We start from the raw sequence: 21,030 nt of genomic DNA, 5'->3' as shown, positions 1-21,030 counted from the left end.
CGCAATAAAAATCTCATCCCCAATTATCGCTTTACAAATCCACCCATAGCAAAAGGTCTGCGAACCCTTTGCTATGGATAGCCCGCAGATAATCAGTTGAACAAATTTAAATGCACTGCATCAGCTCACGGATATTAGCGGATTTCACGGATAAAATCCTTCATTCCCCAAAAATCCGAAATCCGCCTTCCCCAATCCGCACTTCCGAAGTCCACTTTCCTTACTTACGCCGCCATCTTGTAACTTTGCGGCAATGTATCGCATCATTTCTTTAACGGGCGCGTGGCTGACGCTCTTCTTCATCGCTTCTTCAACTTTCGGACAGACCGAATACTGGCAGCAGCAAGCCGACTACCGAATAACAGCCGAATTGGACGACCGTGCCGGCTGCATCATGGCAGAGGCAACGCTGACTTACTACAATCGTTCGCCGCACACCTTAGACAGGTTGTATTTTCACCTCTATGCGAATGCTTTCCAACCCGAATCTTACTACCATCACCTCTACCAAGCCAACCGTGCGCCCGTGCGTTTCGGCACGAACGAGGCGGCAGGTTTGGGCACACTCATAGACGGGCTGCGCGTCAACGGCGACTCTGTGCAGTACGTCATAGACAACACCATTATGGAAGTGCGCCTGAACCGACCTTTACTTTCGGGCGACTCTTTGCAGGTAAAAATCCGCTTTCGCACCTTCTTTGACGACGGGGGAACGATGCGCCGCCGACAAAAAATGTTTCGCCAATACGGCGTGAAACACTACAACGCCGTGCATTGGTATCCCGTTGTGTGCGTTTTTGACCGCTATGGCTGGCATACGCCGCAACATTTGGACAAAGAATACTACGCCGAGTTTGGCAATTTTGACGTGCAAATTACCCTGCCGCAACAGTATATCGTCGGGGCGACGGGTTTGTTGATAAACGAAGCCGAAGTGCTGCCGCCTGCCCTCAAAAAGCGACTGCAATTGAGCAATTTCAAGAACAAGCCGCTTTATGAAAAGCCTTCCGTTATTGTTGCCGAAGAAAACGGAAAAACCAAAACGTGGCATTTTTCGGCGCGGAACGTGCATAATTTCGCCTTCACTGCCGACCCGACCTACCGCATCGGCGAGGTGATACTGCGCGGCACGAAAATTCAGGTGCTGGCACGCGAACCTCATGCCGCCCGCTGGCAGGAAATCCCCGGGCTTGTAGCACTGATGATGCGCCTGTACAGCGAACGCTTCGGCGCGTATGAATACCCTTCCTTAGTGGTTGCCGATGCGCAAGACGGCACCGAGTATGGCATGATGGCAATTGTCAACGGCTTTTATCCGGGCAATGTCGGGTTGATTGCGCACGAGTTGGCGCACCAATGGTTCTACGGGATGCTTGCCAACAACGAAACCTACCGCGCCTATATGGACGAAGGTTTCGCCGAATTTCTGACGGTTTGGATGTTGGAACAACTCTACGGCAGCAAAGAAGTGCCGCAGAGTGTGAAAAACAAATCCGTTACGCGCCGTTTGCAGCCCTACAACTTCGGCTATGCGCGGCTGCTGTATCCGTATTTGGATGCCGTTCATCAGGGTTTTGACAAGCCGCTGAACACTCATTCCAACGATTTCAACGGCGGCATCGGGCAAACGGGCGGCTACGGGCTTGCCTATTCCAAAGGCGGTACGATGCTCATGCAGTTGCGCTATGTGCTGGGCGATGAACTTTTCTACCGCGCCATTGCCGACTATGTGCAGCGTTGGAAGTTCAAACATCCCTATCCCGAAGATTTCCGCCAAAGCGTCATTGCCACCACGGGGCAAAACCTCAACTGGTTTTTTGACCAATGGTTGGAAACCGTCAAAACTACCGATTACGCCCTTACGGGCTTGCGCAAAGGCAAAAAATCGGGCGAATACCGCTTGGAACTCACCCGAAAAGGCGAGATGCAAATGCCTTTGGACATCAGCATCACCCTGCGCAACGGCGAAGTAAAAAATTTTCACATTCCCAACGATTGGTTTCAAAAACCGACCGAGGCAACCGTTTTGCCCAAATGGACGGGCTGGGGCAGCGTATTGAACCGTCGCTATACCGCCACCGTTCGGTTAGAAGTACCGCCGATTCGCGCCGAGATAGACACTTCGCAAACCCTTGCCGATATTGACCGCAGCAACAACATTTGGCAGCGCAAACTGCCCCCCCTTCAATGGGAACACAAGGTGAAAAACCTGCCCTATTGGCGCGGTTGGCAATATTTCTGGCGCCCCGACCCTTGGTACAACAACTACGACGGCTTTCAGATAGGCGCACGGCTTTCGGGCGATTATTTTGACGGCAGAAAAAACTGGTTGGTCGCCTTTTGGTGGAATACGGGGCTGCTGCAAAACAACATTCCCGAAGGGCAGCGCCCGTTTCATCGCCCCTGGTCGGCGCAGGTGAGCATCAACGGCTACTATCTGCCCCTGATGCCCCGCTGGCAGCAACACCTGAACGCCAAATGGAACGCCGGCATTTACCGACATCAAATCGGAATTTCGCGCATCATCCGCCGCCGCGACCAATACAACCCCAACTACTACCTGCTGGAAATCAACCAGTTGTTGCTCTATCGCCCTGCCGAAACAGACCGCAATTATTTAATTTATCCCGCTTTTTGGCGCACGGGCGTTGCCAACAGCACGCTGAATACTTCCCTGACGCGCTTTTATCAAAAAAGCAAAAGCAACGGGCAGGCAAAACTGCTCTTGCGTAGCCCATTTTGGGTAACGCCCGACAATTACGGCTATTTGGAAGCCGAATGGAAACACACCGTTACGGGCAAAAAATCGGACTTGCGGCTGCGCGGCTATGCACGCTTTACGCAAGGTTCGCTGCTGCATTTTGAGTCCGATTTGTACGCGGCAGGCGCAAACCCCGAACAACTGTTGAGCAACCGCTTCACGGAAGCCGCTGTTTTTTCGCCCTTGTTTTTCATTACCGAAGACAGCGAGTGGAACAGGCTGCACATGGCAGGCGGCATGAACATTCGCGGTTTTGCCCCGCAATCTTTCGGGTCGTTGCGGCGTTCGTTCATCGGCAGGCACGGCATCAGCGCCAATGCAGAGTGGGATTTCAGTAAACTAATTGCCGTTCGTTCAAAAAAACTAAAACACTACATCCAAGTAAACAGTTACCTTTTCGCCGATGGCGGGCTGTTGTATAGTCGCCTCAATCGGGGCGAATGGCTGGCTGATGCAGGGTTAGGTGCATACATTACGCTCAATTTGGGCGGCGAGTATCGCGCAACGAAGCCCGTTATTTTGCGCTGCGATGTTCCCTTTTGGGCAAACCGACCCTTGGAAGGGCGCTACTTGAACCTCAACAGATTTATTTTGGGTATCGGTAGGTCTTTATAGCTTTTTTTGTATCTTTGGACTGAAAAATTACATCCTTATGGTTGAACCAAACCCCTGAAAAGTCTTCAACACCCCTTGCCACCGAAACAGTCATTGTTTTTCCGACAACGTTTGCAGGCCGACAATCGGCAATTTTTACCGCGAATATTCAGCAAACCGCTACGTTCACTCAAAAAAATCTTTGTTGTACCATGCAACGAATCTACGTCTTGCGGGGTCTTTTGAACGAGCAGCAATTCTTCTCACCATTAACCTGACGACTACACAATGATGCAGCCGAAAGAATGGACGGAAGAAAAGCTGATTGAAATGTGCGCCAAAGGCAATGGTACGGCACAGCGGCTTCTATACGAACGTTTTTACAAAAAAATGTATGTAGTCGCGCTGCGCTATTCCAAAACCACCTTTGAAGCCGAAGACATTTTGCAAGAGTCTTTTGTCAAGGTTTTTGGGGCTATAGAAAACTTCAAAAAGGATTCTACCCTTGATTACTGGATTAAGCGCATCGTTATCAACACGGCGCTCAAACAGAATCGGCGCATCCTTGACAAAATGCACATGGACGATGTAGATGACATGGTGGAAGAGCCTGCATCCGAAGTCTTTGCAGACCAGTCCTACGACTTTAAAGAACTGTTGGCAATCATTCAGCAATTATCGCCCGGCTATCAGGCGGTTTTCAACCTGTATGCCATAGAGGGCTATAAGCATAACGAAATTGCAGAAATGTTGGGCATTTCTGAAGGAACATCAAAGTCGCAATACGCAAGGGCTAAAGCATTGATACAAAAAATGCTGGCAAAAGACGAGGAAAAGGTCTATGAAAAGCACAGGGAAAGAATTTGAGGATATTTTCAGGGATGCGTTTGAAAACGCCGAACTGATTCCCTCAGATAAGGTTTGGGAACGGATTGAGAAAGAAGTGGCTAAAAAGCCGCGCCTGATTGTCATGCCAAGGCTGAAGCAAATTGGCATCGCGGCGGCTATTGCTTTATTTGCGCTTTCAACTTCTTATTTTGTCTATCAATCGTACTTTACCCCCAAAACCACTGTTGCTATTGAAAATACGACTACTCAACCTTCCGTTACGACAACCCCAAGTGTTGCCGTTCCTCAACCGCAAGACCATGCAGCGGCAAAAGATGCGCCGCAAACGGCACTTGCCAATCCTGATGGGGCTGCCGTCCAGCCGCCCGTTGTTAATTCCAATGTAAAAGTTACGGGCGAAGCCAACAAGCGCATAGCCGTCATTGCAGGTGCAGCGCGCCGACAAGCAACAGCGATTCCCTTAGCCGATACACAGGGCGCAAAGTCCTCTGCAATTGCTTTCTTGCCTTTGGCAGAGTTGCAAATGCTGCCCGTAAGCGGCTATTCTTTCCATGCAAAAACACCTGAAAAAGCAGCGGTTGCAGCCCTTTTGGCAGAAGATGTGCCGGCTGAAAAAACTGCGGCATCCCGTCGCGGATGGGTGGGTTTAGTGGTTAGCGGAAACAGTTTCAACCCGGGTTTTTCGCGGGTCAGCAATATGCAGCCTACGCCCTTCATCGTGGGGCAATATGCAGAGGCTTCCGTTATTCATAACGACCTGACCGACAGCCTTTTCAACAAAAAGTCGGTGAGTTTGCACATAGACGGCGGATATTTCATCGGTCGCAAGTGGGCGATTCGTTCGGGGCTGGCTTTCGTACGCAACTCATACAGCATCAACAGTTCCGCCGAACTGATTTTGCCGCCATTCCTGCAAGGCAGTGCCGCCAAAGCCAACAGCATAGAGGTCAATATGCAGATGCTGAGCGTGCCGCTGCAATTAGCCTACGTTTCCGAAGGCAAATTCGGCTATCAGATTTCAGCAGGGATTGCAGGCGATTTGACTTTGAGCCACAATATCAGCAGCCGCCGCGTGGAAGGCGTAGAATACACATTCGGCAATTACAAACCCTTCAATATCAGCGGATTGGCAGGTGTGGGACTTTTCTACAACATCACCCCGCATGTAGGCATTCACGTAGATGCCAATTATCGCCGCAGCCTGACTTCCGTTTATCAAAGCCCTCATTTACAGGCGAATCCGCAGTGGATTTCGTTCGGTGGCGGGCTTTTGTATAAGTTTTAGGCAAGTGGCGTAACTTTGCCGCATGAAAATCCGATTTGAAGATTTAATCCTGCATGAAGACAGTGATTACATCCTGATTAACAAACCGCCCTACGTCTCAACCTTAGACGAGCGAACCATTGACACCACAAGCATCATCCGCATGGCAAAAGCCTATTGGGGCGATGCACAGGTTTGCCACCGCTTAGACAAGGAAACGAGCGGCATTCTGGCAATTGCCAAAAATCCCGAAGCCTACCGCAACCTTGCCATTCAGTTTGAAGACCGCGCAGTGAAAAAAGTCTATCACGCGGTAGTGGAAGGCATCCATCAGTTTGACGGCGTGGATGTGTACATGCCCATTGCTCAAACTTCGGGCGGCGGCGTGCGCATAGACAAGCAGGAAGGCAAAGAAGCCGAAACGATTTTCTACACCAAAGAGGTTTTCAAAAAGCATACGCTGGTAGAGTGCCTGCCGCTGACAGGGCGGATGCACCAAATCCGCATTCACTTGGCTTGCCTCAAAGCCCCCATTGTTTCCGACGAACTGTACGGCGGTCATAAATTGTACCTTTCCGAGTTGAAGCGCAATTTCAATCTGAAAAAGTTCACCGAAGAGCAACCGCTGATTAACCGCGTGGCACTTCATGCCTTCGGGCTGGAATTTACCGCCCTGAACGGCGAGCCGCTGCGCGTAGAAGCCCCCTATCCGAAAGATATTGCCGCCTTGCTGCGCCAGTTGCGGGCGAATGTGTAAATTGGATTTTGCAGTAGCTTTTTACTCATCAACTCACCACAAATTTCGCCCATGAGCCAAAAAGAAACCCCCTTGATGCAACAGTACAATGCCTTTAAGGGAAAGTATCCAGGTGCGCTGCTGCTGTTTCGCGTGGGTGATTTCTACGAAACTTTCGGCGAAGATGCGGTGCGGGCAAGCCGCATTTTGGATATTGTGCTTACCAAGCGTTCCAACGGCGCGGCGGCGGAAGTGGCTTTGGCGGGCTTTCCGCACCATGCCTTAGACAACTATTTGCCCAAATTGGTGCGGGCAGGCGAGCGCGTCGCCATTTGCGACCAGTTGGAAGACCCCCGATTTGCCAAAGGTTTGGTCAAGCGCGGCGTTACCGAACTGATTACGCCCGGTGTTGCCTATCACGACCAAGTGTTGGACACGCGCCGCAATAACTACCTTTGCGCCCTGCACCTTGCAGGCGGCAACAACGCCATCGGCATTGCGTTTCTGGACATCAGCACGGGCGAGTTTCTCACAACACAAGGCAATTTGCCGCACATACAAAAGTTGCTGCAAAACTTTGCACCTGCCGAAGTTATTTTCAGCAAGTCTTGTAAAAAAATTTGGGAAGAACATTTTGTATCTACGGGAGCTGCCGATAAAATCAGCAGTTATCCCGTAGATGACTGGGTTTTTCAGTATGACTATGCCTACGAAAAACTGACGAGGCACTTTGAAACCGCTTCGCTCAAAGGTTTCGGCATAGAAAATCTGCCCGAGGGAATTGTGGCGGCAGGTGCGGCACTGTACTATCTGGAAGCCACCGAACACAAAGAAATTCGTCATATTTCATCTGTCAGCCGCATTGAGGAAGAGGGCTACGTGTGGTTAGACCGCTTCACGGTGCGCAATTTGGAACTGCTTTATCCGCAACACGAGGGCGGCATCCCGCTGATTCAGATATTAGACCGCACCCGCACACCGATGGGGGCGCGCTTGCTGAAAAAATGGGTTGCCCTGCCGCTGACCAACAAGGCAAAAATAGAAGAGCGTTTGGCTGCCGTAGCCTACTTGGGTGAAAATGAGGACTTTCGCGAACAGTTGAGCCGCCATTTTGCCGCCATTGGCGACTTGGAACGCATGGTTTCCAAAGTGGCTGCGGGGCGCATCAATCCGCGAGAGTTGCAGCAACTGCGCCGTTCGCTCTTGCAGGTGCAGCCCGTTAAGTTGCTTTTGTCAAACGCGCGCTTGCCTGTGTGGAAACAATTAGCCGACCAACTCAACCCTTGTCAATTTTTGTTGGATAAAATCGGGGCGGAACTCAACGAAGACGCGCCCGCGCTGATTAATCAAGGCAATCTCATCCGCCCGGGCGTACATCCCGAATTGGACGAGTTGCGGGCTATTGCCTTTTCGGGCAAGGATTTCCTCAAACAAATCTTAGACCGCGAAATACAGCGAACGGGGATTAACTCTCTGAAAATCAACTACAACAAGGTTTTCGGCTACTACATTGAGGTCAGCAATGCGCACAAAGACAAAGTCCCTGCCGATTGGATTCGCAAACAGACGCTTGCCAACGCCGAGCGCTACATCACCGAAGAACTGAAAGTTTACGAAGAAAAAATCCTGACGGCAGAGGAAAAAATAGCGGCATTGGAAGTGCAGATTTTTCAGCAATTGGTCAATGCAGCTGCCGATTATGTACTTCCCATTCAACAAAACGCCAAAATATTGGCAATGTTGGATTGTTTGCTGTCGTTTGCCGAAGTATCGGTTGCCAACGGCTACGTGCGCCCTGTCATCGGCGAACATCAGGCAATTGATATTCGCGCGGGCAGGCATCCCGTTATTGAACGGCAGTTGCCCCCGGGCGAGCAATACGTACCGAACGATATTTTTCTGGATACTGAAAGTCAGCAAATTCTCATCATCACGGGTCCGAACATGGCGGGTAAATCCGCTCTGTTGCGACAAACCGCACTGATTGTGCTGATGGCGCAAATGGGCTGTTTTGTGCCTGCCGCCGAAGCCAAAATCGGATTGGTGGACAAGGTTTTTACCCGCGTAGGGGCAAGCGATAACCTTTCCCGCGGCGAAAGCACCTTCATGGTGGAAATGACCGAAACGGCAAGTATTTTGAACAACCTCAGCGAGCGCAGCCTGCTGATTATGGACGAAATCGGGCGCGGCACAAGCACCTACGACGGCATTTCCATTGCTTGGGCAATTGTAGAGCATTTGCACAATCACCCGAAATTTCGCCCCAAGACGCTCTTTGCCACGCACTACCACGAGCTTAACGCGCTGGCAGCCGAACACGAGCGCATCCGAAATTTCAACGTAGCCGTTAAAGAAACGGGCGGCAAGGTCGTGTTCCTGCGCAAACTGATGCCCGGCGGCAGCGAGCACAGTTTCGGCATTCACGTGGCGCAGTTGGCGGGCATGCCCAATTCGGTGGTCATTCGCGCTCATGAAATCATGCAGCATTTGGAAAAGGACAGTTCCCGCGAACACCACCGCAAGCAGATACAGGCAAAAATGAGCCGCGTGCCCAAGCCGCAAGTCTATCAGATGAGCATGTTTGAACCTGCCGACCCCAACTATGCCAAAGTGAAAGAAATGCTGCAACAACTGGACATCAACACCATTTCGCCCGTTGAGGCGCTGTTGAAACTAAACGAGATAAAGAATTTGTTAGGCAAGTGATGCAAAAAAACAAGCAAAAAATGATAGATACCGCCCCCGTGCAGCCTACGGCTGTGCTGGTGGCTGTTGTTACCCAAAAACAGACCGAAGAGCAGGCAACCGAATATTTGAACGAGTTGGAATTTTTGGCTGAAACTGCGGGCATCCGCACGCTGAAAAAATTTCGCCAAAAGTTAGAGCGTCCGCACCCGCGCACCTTTGTGGGCAAAGGCAAGTTGGAAGAAATTCAGGCATTTGTGCAGGCAGAAAAGCCTACGATGGTCATTTTTGACGACGAGTTGAGCAGTTCGCAAATGCGCAACTTGGAAAAAGAGTTGAAGTGCAAGATTTTAGACCGCACAATGCTCATTATTGAAATCTTTCTGTTGCGGGCAAAGACCGTACAGGCACGCACACAGGTAGAGCTGGCGCAAATGCAGTACATGCTGCCCCGCCTGACGCGCATGTGGACGCACCTTTCGCGCCAACAGGGCGGTGTGGGTGTGCGTGGCGGCCCGGGTGAGAGCGAGCTGGAAACCGACCGACGGATTGTACGCGATAAAATCGCTTTGCTGCGCGAAAAGCTCAATCGCATTGAAAAACAGGGCGAAACCCAGCGCAAATCGCGGGAAACGATGGTGCGCGTGGCACTTGTGGGTTACACCAACGTAGGCAAATCCACGCTGATGAACCTGCTCACCAAAGCCGATGTTTTTGCCGAAAACAAACTCTTTGCAACCGTGGACGCTACGGTGCGCAAAGTGGTGATAGACCAAATCCCGTTCCTGCTGACCGATACGGTCGGTTTTATCCGCAAATTGCCTACGCACTTGGTAGAAAGTTTCAAATCCACGCTTTCAGAAATCGTAGAGGCAGATATTTTGCTGCATGTGGTGGATATTTCGCACCCGTCGTTTGAAGAACAGATTGAGGTCGTGAACAAGACGCTTGCCGAAATAGGGGCAGGCGACAAAACCGTGATTTTGGTGCTTAACAAAATTGATGCTTACCAAAACCCCGAATTGGAAGACGGCGCACCTTTCGAAGAGCACGGCGGCAAACCAACTTTGGAACAACTCAAAGCTACTTATTTGAACCGAATGCCGCGTGCCGTATTCATTTCGGCAGCGCAAAAAATCAACATTGACGAACTGCGGCAAATGATGATGCAGGAAATTGCCAAAAAGTATTTCAGCATCTACCCGAACTTCCTCAACCGCGACCTGATGCCGGAGTATCTGAAAGGGGAAATTGTGGGATAAGAGTCGAGCTATGCTTTCCGGTGATAGGTGCGGAACCAACTGCGGATTTTGATTTGCAATACGCCCAGAAAGGCTTCTTTGAAGATTTTGCTGGACATTTTGGAAACGCCTTTTTCGCGGTCTTTGAAGATGATGGGTACTTCTTTGATTTTGAAGCCGAGTTTCCAAGCATTGAACTTCATTTCAATCTGGAAAGCATAGCCTACAAACTTGATTTTATCTAATTCTATATTGGCCAGCACGGCACGGCGGTAGCATTTAAAACCGGCAGTGGTGTCCATAATTTCCATACCTGTTATCATGCGCACGTAGGTACTTGCAAAATAGGACATCAGTACGCGCCCGATAGGCCAGTTGATAACCGTTACGCCATTGATATAACGCGAACCGATAGCCAAATCATAACCTTCATCGGCACAGGCACTGTAAAGACGCGGCACATCTTCGGGATTGTGAGAGAAGTCGGCATCCATTTCAAAAATATACTCATAGTGCCGCGCCAATGCGTAGCGGAAACCATGGATATAAGCCGTGCCTAATCCTAACTTGCCTTTGCGTTGTTCCAAATGCAGCCTGCCGGGGAACTCCTTTTGCAGTTCTTTCACTTTGTCGGCTGTTCCGTCGGGCGAGCCGTCGTCTATAATCAGCAGGTCGGGTAAAAAAGACAAGCCCATTACCGCGCGAATAATGGGCTCTATATTTTCAAGTTCGTTGTAGGTTGGAATGATGATGAGTGAATCGGACACCGCTTCTTAATTTTTCTGCAAAAAAATACAGTTACAGCACAATAACAAAATGCTGCCTGTATAATCTTAGCTTGGCGGATGTGCTTAGTCCCACTTCAAACCGTCTTCGGAAAGACCGTCAAGGGATTCCTCTACTTCCGATTGCTCAAACTGACTGAAATCCACTTCGGGCATCAGGTCGTTTTTGATATGGTCAATTGCCTGATTCAGCGCTTCGGCAAATTTGAAGAAATCTTCTTTGTAGAGGAAAATTTTGTGCTTGTCGAAAACGAAACCGTCGGGAGTTGCTCTTTTTTTGCTCTCAGTAATGGTTATGTAGTAGTCATTACTGCGTGTAGATTTGATGTCAAAAAAATACGTCCGCTTTCCTGCTCTGATGCGTTGAGAATAGATTTCACCGTTTTCTTTGAAGTCTTCCACGTTCCTAATTCATTTTTGGTTGGCTGCCAAAGATATCATTTTATTGTATGATACAAAAAAACAGCGCAAAAAAACGGAGAGTTTTGCGCTGTTCCCATTAAATTTAACCCATGCGTAATGAATGGACAGACAGTAAAAGGTATATAGCTCGCAATCTGCTGGCGGCTTTTTTTGCTTTGGCAGGGCTGAATCACTTTGTTATGCCGGAGTTTTATTTGCCGCTGATACCCGACTATCTGCCCTTTCCTGACCGCATTAACGTGATGGCCGGGGTTGCCGAAGTGGTGCTGGGTGTCGGGCTGTTAATAGCCCCACTCAGGCAATGGGCTGCGTGGGGCATTGTTGCATTGCTTGTTGCGTTTATTCCTTCGCATGTCTATTTCATCCAAATCGGAAGTTGTGTGGCAGGAGGGCTTTGCGTGCCGCCGTGGGTAGCTTGGGTGCGCCTGCTTGTTATCCACCCGCTGCTCATAGGTTGGGCATGGTATGTCCGCAAGCGATGATTAGCAACTGAACAGCGTTTCCCAAGGGCTTTCCAACGGGATTTGCCGCTCCTGTGCGGTGGCTGCTACTGTTTGCGGCAGCCATTGTTCCCGAACAATGGCCTGCGCCTGCAAAATATCGTTGTAGAATAACCGGTCGCTCTCGGCGTGGTCTATTCGGCTGCGCACCAGTTCATGGCAGGCTTCCAGCAGTGGGGTGGAATGTAAAGGACGGCGGAAATCAAATGCCTGCGCTGCGCAGAGGAGTTCTATGGCCAAAATATTTTCCAGATTTTCAATCACTTTCAGTGCTTTGCGACCGCTGATGCTGCCCATGCTCACATGGTCTTCCTGCCCAAGAGAGGTCGGGATGCTGTCGGCACTTGCAGGGAAGCACAGCGATTTATTTTCGCTTACCAAAGCAGCAGAGGTGTATTGCGGAATCATAAAACCTGAATTGATGCCCGTATTGCGCATCAGCAGCACGGGCAGACTGGCAGGCCCCTCGAGCAGCAGATAGGTGCGGCGGTCGGAGATGTTGCCTAATTCGGCTGCGGCAAGCGTGGCATAGTCCAAAGGCAATGCCAGCGGCTGACCGTGGAAGTTGCCGCCGCTAATGGCGCGTTCGCTATCCAGAATAATGGGATTGTCGGTTACGGAATTAATTTCCGTAATGACCATTTCTTTCAGGTGCAGCCATGCGTTGCGCGAAGTGCCGTGTACCTGTGGCATGCAACGGATGGAGTAGGGGTCTTGCACGCGGCCGCAGTTGGCGTGGGAGGCCACCATCGGCGAATCTTTCAGCAGCGTGCGCAGGCGATAAGCTACATGTTGTGTGCCTGCAAAGGGGCGGATGAGGTGCAGTTGTTCCTCAAAAGGGCTGACCGAGCCAAGTACGCCTTCCAGCGTCATAGCACCGATGATATCGGCATTATCCAAACAATTGTGCAGTTGCTCCACCACTTTTACGGCATGGGCGGCAATAAACTGTGTGCCGTTGATGAGCGCCAGTCCTTCTTTTGCCTGCAATTGTATTGGTGGCAGTTGCATGGTTTGCAACCACTCCTCGGCGGGCAGCGTTTTGCCTTGCCACCTGACATGCCCCAGCCCAACCAGCGGCAGAAACAGATGCGCCAGCGGTGCCAAGTCGCCCGAAGCCCCGACAGACCCTTGCGAAGGCACTAACGGAATCGCATTGGTTTCTATGTGCAGCAAAATCCGCTCAATTACTTGCATGGAAATACCTGAAAAGCCCATAGCCAGCGAATGTGCTTTCAGAATAAGCATCAGTTTGGCGATATCGTCGGCGAGGGGTTCGCCTACGCCTACGCTGTGGCTGCGCAACAGGTTGAATTGCAGCAAGGCTGTTTGCTCGGGGGAAATGATGGTGGTACAAAGCGGGCCAAAGCCTGTGTTGATGCCGTAGATTACCTTCTCGGCAGCTACCATACTGTCCACGGCTGCGCGGCTGGCGACCACTTTCCGGCGAACGGTTTCCGAAATAATTCCTTTGCAGGTTCCGCGAGCTATTTGAAGCGCGATGGAAGGGGTGAGCGTATCTTCACCAAAACGAAAAAAAGACATAGTGTTGGGATGTGTTGATTGGAAAATATAACGGCTAAAACAATGGCGGGATAAAAAAATCGCTCAAAAATACGCGGAAAGCTAAAAATGAGCTACATTTGCGCCTCATTAAAATCGTTACAACCATGGGTGTTACCAGATTGAAGCGGAAAGACAGACGCAATTCTAATGCTGCAAACCAACGTATCAAAGACATTAAGTTGCTCACTAAGCTGCCTGCGATTAAGAATGTAGATATTGAAGCTATCAAAGCATCATTTGCAGCGAAAAAAGCCTAATCGGCATCCGCATTTCTCACGTACATTTTGCGCAAAGTGTAATGAAAAGCCCTCGGCAGGAAAACTGTTGAGGGCTTTTTGTTGCCCTACGGAAGGTGCACAAATGGCTGCGATTTCATACCTTGTAACTGCTTTCACACCAAGAAATTCAGGGGGCAGCCATGAAAAAATATGTGTACGAAGTACTGTCGGGTGCAGGCGCACTCGGTCGTGTGGTGAATGTGATGCTGATTGTGCTGATTAGCACCAATGTAATCGCCATTGTGCTCGAGTCGGAAGCAGAAATACGCAATGCATATGAGCATTTTTTCAACGGATTTGAAGTGTTTTCCGTGGCAATATTTTCCGTTGAATACGTACTGCGCCTGTGGACAGCCAACGAAAACCCTGCTTACGGGAAGCCGTTTACGGGCAACCTGCGTTATGCCGTACAACCACTGCCGATAATTGATTTGTTGGCAATTGTACCGTTCTATTTGCCCTTTCTGGGAGTTGATTTGCGCCTGTTGCGCATTCTGCGGGTGCTGCGTATTTTCCGAATTTTCAAAATCGTGCGCTATGTAAAGGCACTTTCACTGATTACGACCGTGCTCAAAGACCGCAAAGAAGAACTGACCGTTTCTACTATTTTGATGTTCTTCATGCTGCTGATTACCTCCACGTTTATGTATTATATTGAAAACGATGCACAACCGGAGCAGTTTTCCAGCATCCCCAAAACAATGTGGTGGGGCATTGCTACGCTGACAACCGTAGGCTACGGTGATGTATATCCGGTTACGGGCTTGGGAAAATTTCTGGGCGGCATGATTGCCATTATCGGTGTGGGGCTTTTTGCTCTGCCTGCCGGTTTGCTTGCTTCCGGCTTTTCCGAAGAGTTGAGCAAGAAAACCAAAAAGAAGGCGCAAATTTGTCCGCACTGCGGCAAAGAAATAGGCAGTGAACACCACTAAACCACACTTGCTGATTTTGATGAGAACGTTTTTCGGGCTGTTGTGCGCCTGTCTTTCAGTTTTTGCTACCGTTACTTTGGCTCAGCCGAATGACCATTACGTACACTTCGGTGCTGCCAACGATGTGTTTTTTCAAACCGACCGCTATTATACCAGCGGGCTGCAACTGGCTTATGCAGCACCCGTATTTAACAAACTTCCGTTGCACAGGCTTACGCCATTCAGTAAGAACAGTACAACTGCTTGGCAAGGAATTGCGATACAGCAGCATATTTTTACGCCCAACGACTTGAAAAACAGCGATTTCCTATTGGATGACCGACCCTATGCCGCACATCTTTCGGCAGGTGTTTTCAGGGTAGCGGCCAATTCTGAAAAACAAATACGAGAATCGGTTTCCATTCAGGTCGGCGTTATGGGCGCAGCTTCGCTCGGAGAAGCCATACAAAAGGCATTTCACCGCATTACGCCTGCCGTTCAGGTACAGGGATGGGGCAATCAGTTGGGGCAGGCCTTGTTTGTACAAGGCAATTACCTGTACGAAAAAGAGCTGCGTTTGCGCAAAAGTTCTGAATTGCGTTGGCAGGCAATCGGTTCGGCAGGGCTGCTGCAAGTTGCCGCAGGAGCCGGTCTCTACTATCGCTTCGGGCAATTAATACCGTTTGATGAACATTGGATACTTGCTTCCAAAGCCCGTGCAGGCGAAGGATTGCAGGCGTATGTATTTGTTAATCCACAGGTTGTACTGCGTGCCTACGATGCCACCTTGCAAGGCGGATATTTCGGGTTGCAAAATCGCTTTGCCCAACCTTGGCGGCAAATGAATATGGCAATGGGACTGGTGAAAAGCGGTTTTTTGATTGCGCACGGCAAGTTTGGCATCGGACTGTTCCACGTATTGGCAAGCCCTGAATTTCGGGGGGCATTGCTTCATAACTGGGCAAATACTGAACTGACTCTACGCTTTTGAGCGAAAACTTGCAAATGAAATAATTTGGCTTAAATTTGATTATGGTATTGAGAATGAACGGCTTTTGGCAAATTATTTCACTTTGCTGGTGTTGCTTGTGGGGCAGTGCGCTACTTGGGCAGACTCCCATAGTCGGGAAGCCCGGCAAACAAAACATAACTGCCTATGTGCAGGTGTTTGCCGATACCACTAACCAAATGAACATTGGCGAAATAGCCTCCTTGCAAAACGAATTTGCTACTTATGCAAAAGATGAATTCAACTTCAATCGGATAAAAACCAATTACTGGCTGCGGATAGCCATACAAGGCGACAGTACACGCACGAACGATGAATATTTTCTACAAATCAGCTATCCGCTTGTTGATGAAATTGATTTTTATTACACCCAAAATGACGGCCAATGGCAGCAGTTGCAGGCCGGCGACATGCGACCTTTCAACATTCGCTTGATAGAGCATCGCACGGCGCTTTTCCCTGTGCGCATCACGGCAGCACCACAGACCTACTATATCAGGCTGTATTCCGAAACCACTACAAATACCCGCCTGAATCTGATTGAAAAATCGGCATTTTACGAAATCCTGCAAAAGGAAGAGTTGGGCTACGGTGTTTTCTTTGGTGTATTGCTGCTCATTGTTTTCAACAACCTGCTCTACTTTTTTTACATCAAAGACTGGGGCTATTTGTGGTATATCTCTTTTGTGCTTGCCAATTTGGTATTTCAGGCTTCGCTTAGCGGGCATGTGTTCCAGTACTTCCTGACCGATGCGGCGGGCTGGCAGAATAAATGGGTTGCTGTTTTTACCACATCGGGTGTTCTGATGGGTGTTGCTTTTGCCTTTGTTTTTCTGGATATCCGCCGCTATTCGGTGCGCACTTTCCGCATTACGGTTGTTGCCATGTTGTTTCAGTGCCTGATGCTGCTGGCTTCTATTGCGGCTCCTTACTACGTTGCCATGCCTGTTATCAAGGCGTTGAGTCTTCTTTCCGTTATTTTTCTGATAGTAGTTGCTTTTGTGGTATGGCGCAAGGGCAACCAAGCAGCGCGGTTTTATCTGGCTGCCTATTGCTTTTACCTGATATTTGCCGCCGCCTTTATTCTCAAAACCTCTAACATTCTGCCCGAAAACTTTGTAACGGTGCATGGTTTTGAAATAGCCATTTTGCTGGAATCCATTACGCTGTCTATCGCTTTGGCAGATAAAACGCGCCTTGAACGCAACCGCATTGAACAAGAGAAAAAAGAAGCGCAAATGGAAGCGTTGCGTATTCAGCAGGAAGCCAACGCCACACTGGAACAGCGCGTATGGAAACGCACCAAAGAACTGAACGATACAGTGGACGAACTCAACCAGACTTTACAGGTGGTCAATGCCCAGAAAACAGAGATTGAAGACAAAAACCGCGACATTACCGCCAGTTTGAACTATGCCAAACGCATACAGGAAGCATCGCTGACTTCACTGGCACAAATGCGCCAATACCTGCCCGATTCGTTTGTGCTTTTCAAGCCCCGCGACATCGTAGGCGGCGATTTTTACTGCGTGGAGCAAATTGACAACTGCACCATTATTATTGCAGCCGACTGTACAGGACACGGCGTACCGGGCGGTTTTATGTCCATGTTGGGCATTAACATGTTTCGGCAGATGGTGGTAGCCCGCCGCCTGACCGACCCAGCCGCCATTTTGCAGGCGATGAATGAAGGCATCATGCGTGCACTGCGACAAGATGAAACCCACAACCGCGATGGCATGGATGCGGGCATCTGCGTGATTAATCATCAGGAGCGGACGCTGTCGTTTGCCGGTGCGCGTATGCCGCTGTATCTGTTGCGCAATTCGGGGCTTACTACCGTTAAAGCCTCACGCATCAGTTTGGGGGGGATGCAAACCGCGCCCGACCAGTCGTTTTTTACCCACACATTTGCACTTGATGAACCCACGCAAATATTGCTTTGCAGCGATGGCCTGCAAGACCAGTTTGGCGGCAGCCATGGGCGCAAGTTTCTTGCCAAGCAAATTAAAGAACTGTACAGTTCCTGCCTGTTGCGCTCTGCCGATGAACAACGGCAACTGTTTGCGAAGGCTCTCCATACATGGATGGGTAACGACTACCGACAAATTGATGATATTTTGGTCATTGGCGCAAGGCTGTGCTGAACCTATTGCTTTTTCTTGCCCAAGTTGATTTTGAAGTCCTCGGTTGTTCCGGCAATGCGCACATTCACATACTTGCGAATCAGTCCTTTTTGGCCGTCTATAATTTCCTTTTCTTCTTCCAGCAGTTCATCGGCGGCGGGTGGCTCGGGAGTGGTTGCGGCAGACTCGCTGCCCGATTTTTTCCCTTTGCCGAACAGTTTGCTTTTCATGAAGTTCCAAGAGGCTTCTTTAATCAGGCTCAGGGGCAGGCGGATTTCATAATCCATCTGCAATTTGTCATCAAAATTCTGCCTGCCGCTGATGTACATATAGCCAATGCTGGAAGCTAATTTCATGGCAGGGATATACACGTGCCCGTCTTTGATGTCCAGTGTGTTGGTCATTTCGCCGAAGGCAATGTCATCCAAATTCTTATCGCCCATAAAGTCCGCCATGGCGTGCATGGGAGCAAAACGCAGCAACCTGCCGTTGCGAATGGTCAGTTCGGCATGGGCTTTTGTTTTTGCCAAATCTACCGTAAAGTCAGGGTAGAGGTGCGCCGTAGATTGTACCGTTCCGCTGAGGAAGCCGCGCACATTGTTGCTTACCAGATAGTCCTGCCCGAAGTTGTCAAACTTATACATGAGCTTGTTCAAATTAATGCGCTCCATGCGGATTTTGCCGGTTAGGTAAATATCCTTGGGGTTAGAGCCGTTGAAATAGCCATGTAGAACCATGTGCCCGTCGGCAGCGTCTAAGTGCAGGCTGTCCACGTAGGCGTAGTGTTGCGGTGTGGTGCGAATGCGCCCTTTGATATTGTCAATCAGGTATTTATGGTGTCGGAAATGCCCGATTTGTACGTCAAGGCTCATGTTCGGGAAGTTCAGCGCAAAGATGTTGAATGCCTCTTCGTGCGGGTTCTGATGGGTAGCAGCGGCAGGTTTCGGTTGCGCCTTTTCCTGATAACCCATCAATTCGTCCATATCAATCCAATTGGCAGCAAACGAGCCTTTGATGTTCTTGTTTTTCAGGTCGTTATCCAGAAAATGCAGCAGGTCAAGCGTTGTGCGGATGTCGGTTTTTCCGACAGAAGCGGTAAAATCTTGAATATGTACACTGCCCAGTGTATCGGTGGTGATTTTGCCCGATACACGTTCTACCTGCGGAAAATCGTTGAGTTGGAGCAGCAGTCGGTCAATTTCCAGTTCAGAAACAAACCCGTCTTCTTTGAAAACATTAGCAAAAAAGCGTCCGTGCCCTTTAAAATCCAGTTCGTGGATGATTTCGCGCTCAATCTGGTCGTTGAGCAGGCACTTGCCATCGTAAGAGACCAATTGCTTTACGTCAAAATACGGGCTTTTGACATCGGCTTTGAAGTTTACCCACTCTCTGCGTGAAGGCACGCGCAGCGGTGCAACAGGCGCAATTTCGGCACTGCCGTACATTTTGCTTTCGCCTGCATGGAATGTAAAGTTGGTCAGGCGAATGTAGCGGTCGTTAATATCAAAATGCCCTTTGATTTCTTTGATGTCGTTCGGGTACAGTTTAGAGCGGAAATGAAAATCATGAAAATCTATGGCCAGTGTAGGCAGGTAGTGGAATGTATCCAAAGTGCGCGAAGTCGTATTTACGTCCAATTCGGCATGGAAATCATAAATTTCATCGCGCCAAACTGCCGCCAGCGTACTGTCCAAAGCAGGGCGCATATTGGCAGGCACCAACTGACCGGGCAATATTTTGCGGGCATCGGCTTTGAGCTTGAAAGCCACGGGTACATCGTCGCCATGGAAAAAGTGGAGCATGTCGTCCAATTCCATGGAAAGTTGCAGGTCGCTGTCGCCTACTTTGGCCTTTAACTGCTTAATAATCAGGTGGTCGCCGTTTAAGCTAATACTGCCGTTGATGTCCTGAATCGGGTTGGGGTAGTCTTTGAGCAGCAAACTGACATTTTGAAAGTCAATATGACTGGCGGTGCCGTCCTGTAACTGGCCGGCAACTTCCAGCACGTTGTCGGGTGTAACATACTCTTTGAGGGCGATATCCATTTTCACCTTGCCGCTGCTTTGTTTCAGCATCCCTACGGGCATAAAGTCAGGCAGGTAGCGCAGGTCTATATCGGCGTGAAAATCCATGTTAATCAGCGGATTTTCAAAGTTTTCCACGCGCAGGGTGCCTTTTACGAAGCTGTTTTCAGGTGCGCCGTAAAGGCTTTCCAGATAGAAAACCGAAGTTGCCAGCGTGTTGGAGTCGCCTGTGCTGAAAAATCCTTTGAATGACAGGTCGCGGATAATGTCCTTTTGGGTGTCTTTGCGTGCAAAAAAGGTGTTGGCACAGCCAAGTTCTACCTCAATGTGCGGAGGTGTATGCAGCGATTTTCCCGTAATGCTGCCTTTCAGGTAAATATCGCCGCGCGAGCTGAACTGTTCCATTGCCTGAACAACGGCCTCCGGTGCAAGTGAAACAAACAGGTCAAAGTTTTCTTTGCGTCCGTTGAATGTCAGGTTCAAATCCATTTCGTTGGCAAAATCAATGGTGCCGCTGAAATCCAACTCACCGTTTTTCAGGGTCAGCTTGCCGGGGCGAATTTCCAGAAAATCGCGGGAGAGGTCGTAGCTGATGTTGTTGTGCAACTCAAAGTATTTATTGCGGAACAGCGTTGTCGTGCCGCCGGTATATTCGGCAAGTTCGGCCGCCATGTCCCACTTCAGGTCAATGGCCTGCGCTGTGTAACGGAAATTCCCTTTGGCATTGCTGACGGCAAGATGGGTAAATTTGTTACCCTCGCGGTCATCTACTTTGAGTGTAAAATCCGACAGTTGTATTTTTTGCAAATCCAAATGCAGGGCTTCGCTTGCCGCAGTGTCGGCTTGCAACTCTTCTTTTGATTTTTTTGCTTCCAACAGGTTGATGCGCCCGTCTTTGTCTATGACGATATGCAACAAGCCGCCTTCTGCACGCAACTGCTTGATATCCAATTTACCGCGCATCAACTCGGCCACATCAAAACCGACGTATAAATCGTTGAAGCGATAAATCGGGAGAGTATCGGCGGTGCTGCCAAAAAATTGCAAGCCTTCCAAATCTACCGATATATAGGGAAAATTGGCGAATGGTGCTACATGAAAACCGGCAAGCTCGGTGCGTCCTTTAAACTGTCTGTCTAACGCTGAAACAATGTACTCACGGATTTTATCCTGATAAAAGTGGATAACGACTATTGGCGCAACGGCGGCTAAGAACAATATGCCGACAATGCCGACTAACCAGTAGCGCTTGCGGAAAATAATCATCAGTAGTAATTT

The 21,030-nt window shown here is 49.6% G+C and carries 15 protein-coding genes; 11 read left to right on the top strand and 4 right to left on the bottom strand.

From position 1 onward, the window contains the following. Window positions 1-253 precede the first annotated feature (253 nt). The 6 genes from NDK19_RS01785 to hflX all read left to right on the top strand — a co-directional run bounded on the left by NDK19_RS01785 (window position 254) and on the right by hflX (window position 10,151). A complete protein-coding gene (locus NDK19_RS01785; protein WP_250630113.1) occupies window positions 254-3,376 on the top strand; it encodes a M1 family metallopeptidase in 3,123 nt (1,040 codons plus the stop codon). Between the two features lie 267 nt (window positions 3,377-3,643). After that, window positions 3,644-4,222, top strand: a complete 579-nt coding sequence (locus tag NDK19_RS01780; RefSeq protein WP_250630112.1) for an RNA polymerase sigma factor — start codon at window positions 3,644-3,646, stop codon at window positions 4,220-4,222. Then, window positions 4,197-5,489 carry an outer membrane beta-barrel protein gene (locus NDK19_RS01775; protein WP_250630111.1) on the top strand — a complete coding sequence of 431 codons (1,293 nt, stop codon included), beginning with the start codon at window positions 4,197-4,199 and terminating at the stop codon, window positions 5,487-5,489. The genes NDK19_RS01780 and NDK19_RS01775 overlap by 26 nt, the downstream gene beginning before the upstream one ends. Window positions 5,490-5,511: 22 nt before the next feature. Further along, complete coding sequence (locus tag NDK19_RS01770) at window positions 5,512-6,225, top strand: RluA family pseudouridine synthase (RefSeq protein WP_250630110.1); 714 nt, start codon at window positions 5,512-5,514, stop codon at window positions 6,223-6,225. Between the two features lie 51 nt (window positions 6,226-6,276). Next, entirely contained in the window at window positions 6,277-8,910 is a 2,634-nt protein-coding gene (mutS, locus tag NDK19_RS01765) for a DNA mismatch repair protein MutS (protein ID WP_250630109.1), read from the top strand. A gap of 20 nt (window positions 8,911-8,930) precedes the next feature. Further along, entirely contained in the window at window positions 8,931-10,151 is a 1,221-nt protein-coding gene (gene hflX / locus NDK19_RS01760; protein WP_250630108.1) for a GTPase HflX, read from the top strand. Window positions 10,152-10,159: 8 nt separating this feature from the next. On the opposite strand, the gene NDK19_RS01755 is transcribed toward hflX, so the two are convergent. Both NDK19_RS01755 and NDK19_RS01750 read right to left on the bottom strand, forming a co-directional pair. Next, the gene (locus NDK19_RS01755; RefSeq protein WP_250630107.1) at window positions 10,160-10,897 is read right to left on the bottom strand and encodes a polyprenol monophosphomannose synthase; all 738 of its coding nucleotides are present in this window, start codon (window positions 10,895-10,897) and stop codon (window positions 10,160-10,162) included. An 84-nt stretch (window positions 10,898-10,981) separates the two neighbouring features. Then, on the bottom strand, window positions 10,982-11,317 hold the full coding sequence (locus NDK19_RS01750) for a DUF3276 family protein (protein WP_250630106.1): 336 nt from the start codon (window positions 11,315-11,317) through the stop codon (window positions 10,982-10,984). A 110-nt stretch (window positions 11,318-11,427) separates the two neighbouring features. Here NDK19_RS01750 and NDK19_RS01745 point away from each other — a divergent pair, with 110 nt between their 5' ends. After that, window positions 11,428-11,820: a DoxX family protein gene (locus NDK19_RS01745; RefSeq protein ID WP_250630105.1), complete on the top strand. Its 393-nt coding sequence runs from the start codon at window positions 11,428-11,430 to the stop codon at window positions 11,818-11,820. Here NDK19_RS01745 and hutH read toward each other — a convergent pair whose 3' ends face one another. Beyond that, on the bottom strand, window positions 11,821-13,383 hold the full coding sequence (gene hutH, locus NDK19_RS01740) for a histidine ammonia-lyase (RefSeq protein WP_250630104.1): 1,563 nt from the start codon (window positions 13,381-13,383) through the stop codon (window positions 11,821-11,823). 125 nt (window positions 13,384-13,508) lie between these two features. Here hutH and NDK19_RS01735 point away from each other — a divergent pair, with 125 nt between their 5' ends. From NDK19_RS01735 to NDK19_RS01720, 4 genes are all read left to right on the top strand, one after another. Then, window positions 13,509-13,661, top strand: a complete 153-nt coding sequence (locus NDK19_RS01735) for a hypothetical protein (RefSeq protein WP_250630103.1) — start codon at window positions 13,509-13,511, stop codon at window positions 13,659-13,661. Between the two features lie 161 nt (window positions 13,662-13,822). Further along, window positions 13,823-14,614, top strand: coding sequence for an ion transporter (locus NDK19_RS01730; RefSeq protein ID WP_250630102.1), 792 nt, complete (start codon window positions 13,823-13,825; stop codon window positions 14,612-14,614). A gap of 19 nt (window positions 14,615-14,633) precedes the next feature. Beyond that, window positions 14,634-15,584, top strand: a complete 951-nt coding sequence (locus NDK19_RS01725; protein ID WP_250630101.1) for a lipid A deacylase LpxR family protein — start codon at window positions 14,634-14,636, stop codon at window positions 15,582-15,584. Window positions 15,585-15,625: 41 nt separating this feature from the next. Then, on the top strand, window positions 15,626-17,749 hold the full coding sequence (locus tag NDK19_RS01720; RefSeq protein WP_250630100.1) for a 7TM diverse intracellular signaling domain-containing protein: 2,124 nt from the start codon (window positions 15,626-15,628) through the stop codon (window positions 17,747-17,749). A 2-nt stretch (window positions 17,750-17,751) separates the two neighbouring features. Here NDK19_RS01720 and NDK19_RS01715 read toward each other — a convergent pair whose 3' ends face one another. Continuing rightward, window positions 17,752-21,018: an AsmA family protein gene (locus tag NDK19_RS01715; protein WP_250630099.1), complete on the bottom strand. Its 3,267-nt coding sequence runs from the start codon at window positions 21,016-21,018 to the stop codon at window positions 17,752-17,754. Between the last annotated feature and the right edge of the window lie 12 nt (window positions 21,019-21,030).

The organism is Rhodoflexus caldus (genome assembly GCF_021206925.1).
Taxonomy (GTDB): domain Bacteria; phylum Bacteroidota; class Bacteroidia; order Cytophagales; family Thermoflexibacteraceae; genus Rhodoflexus; species Rhodoflexus caldus.
Note: the sequence above shows the minus strand (reverse complement) of the source record. Positions and strands in the feature narration are given on the sequence as shown.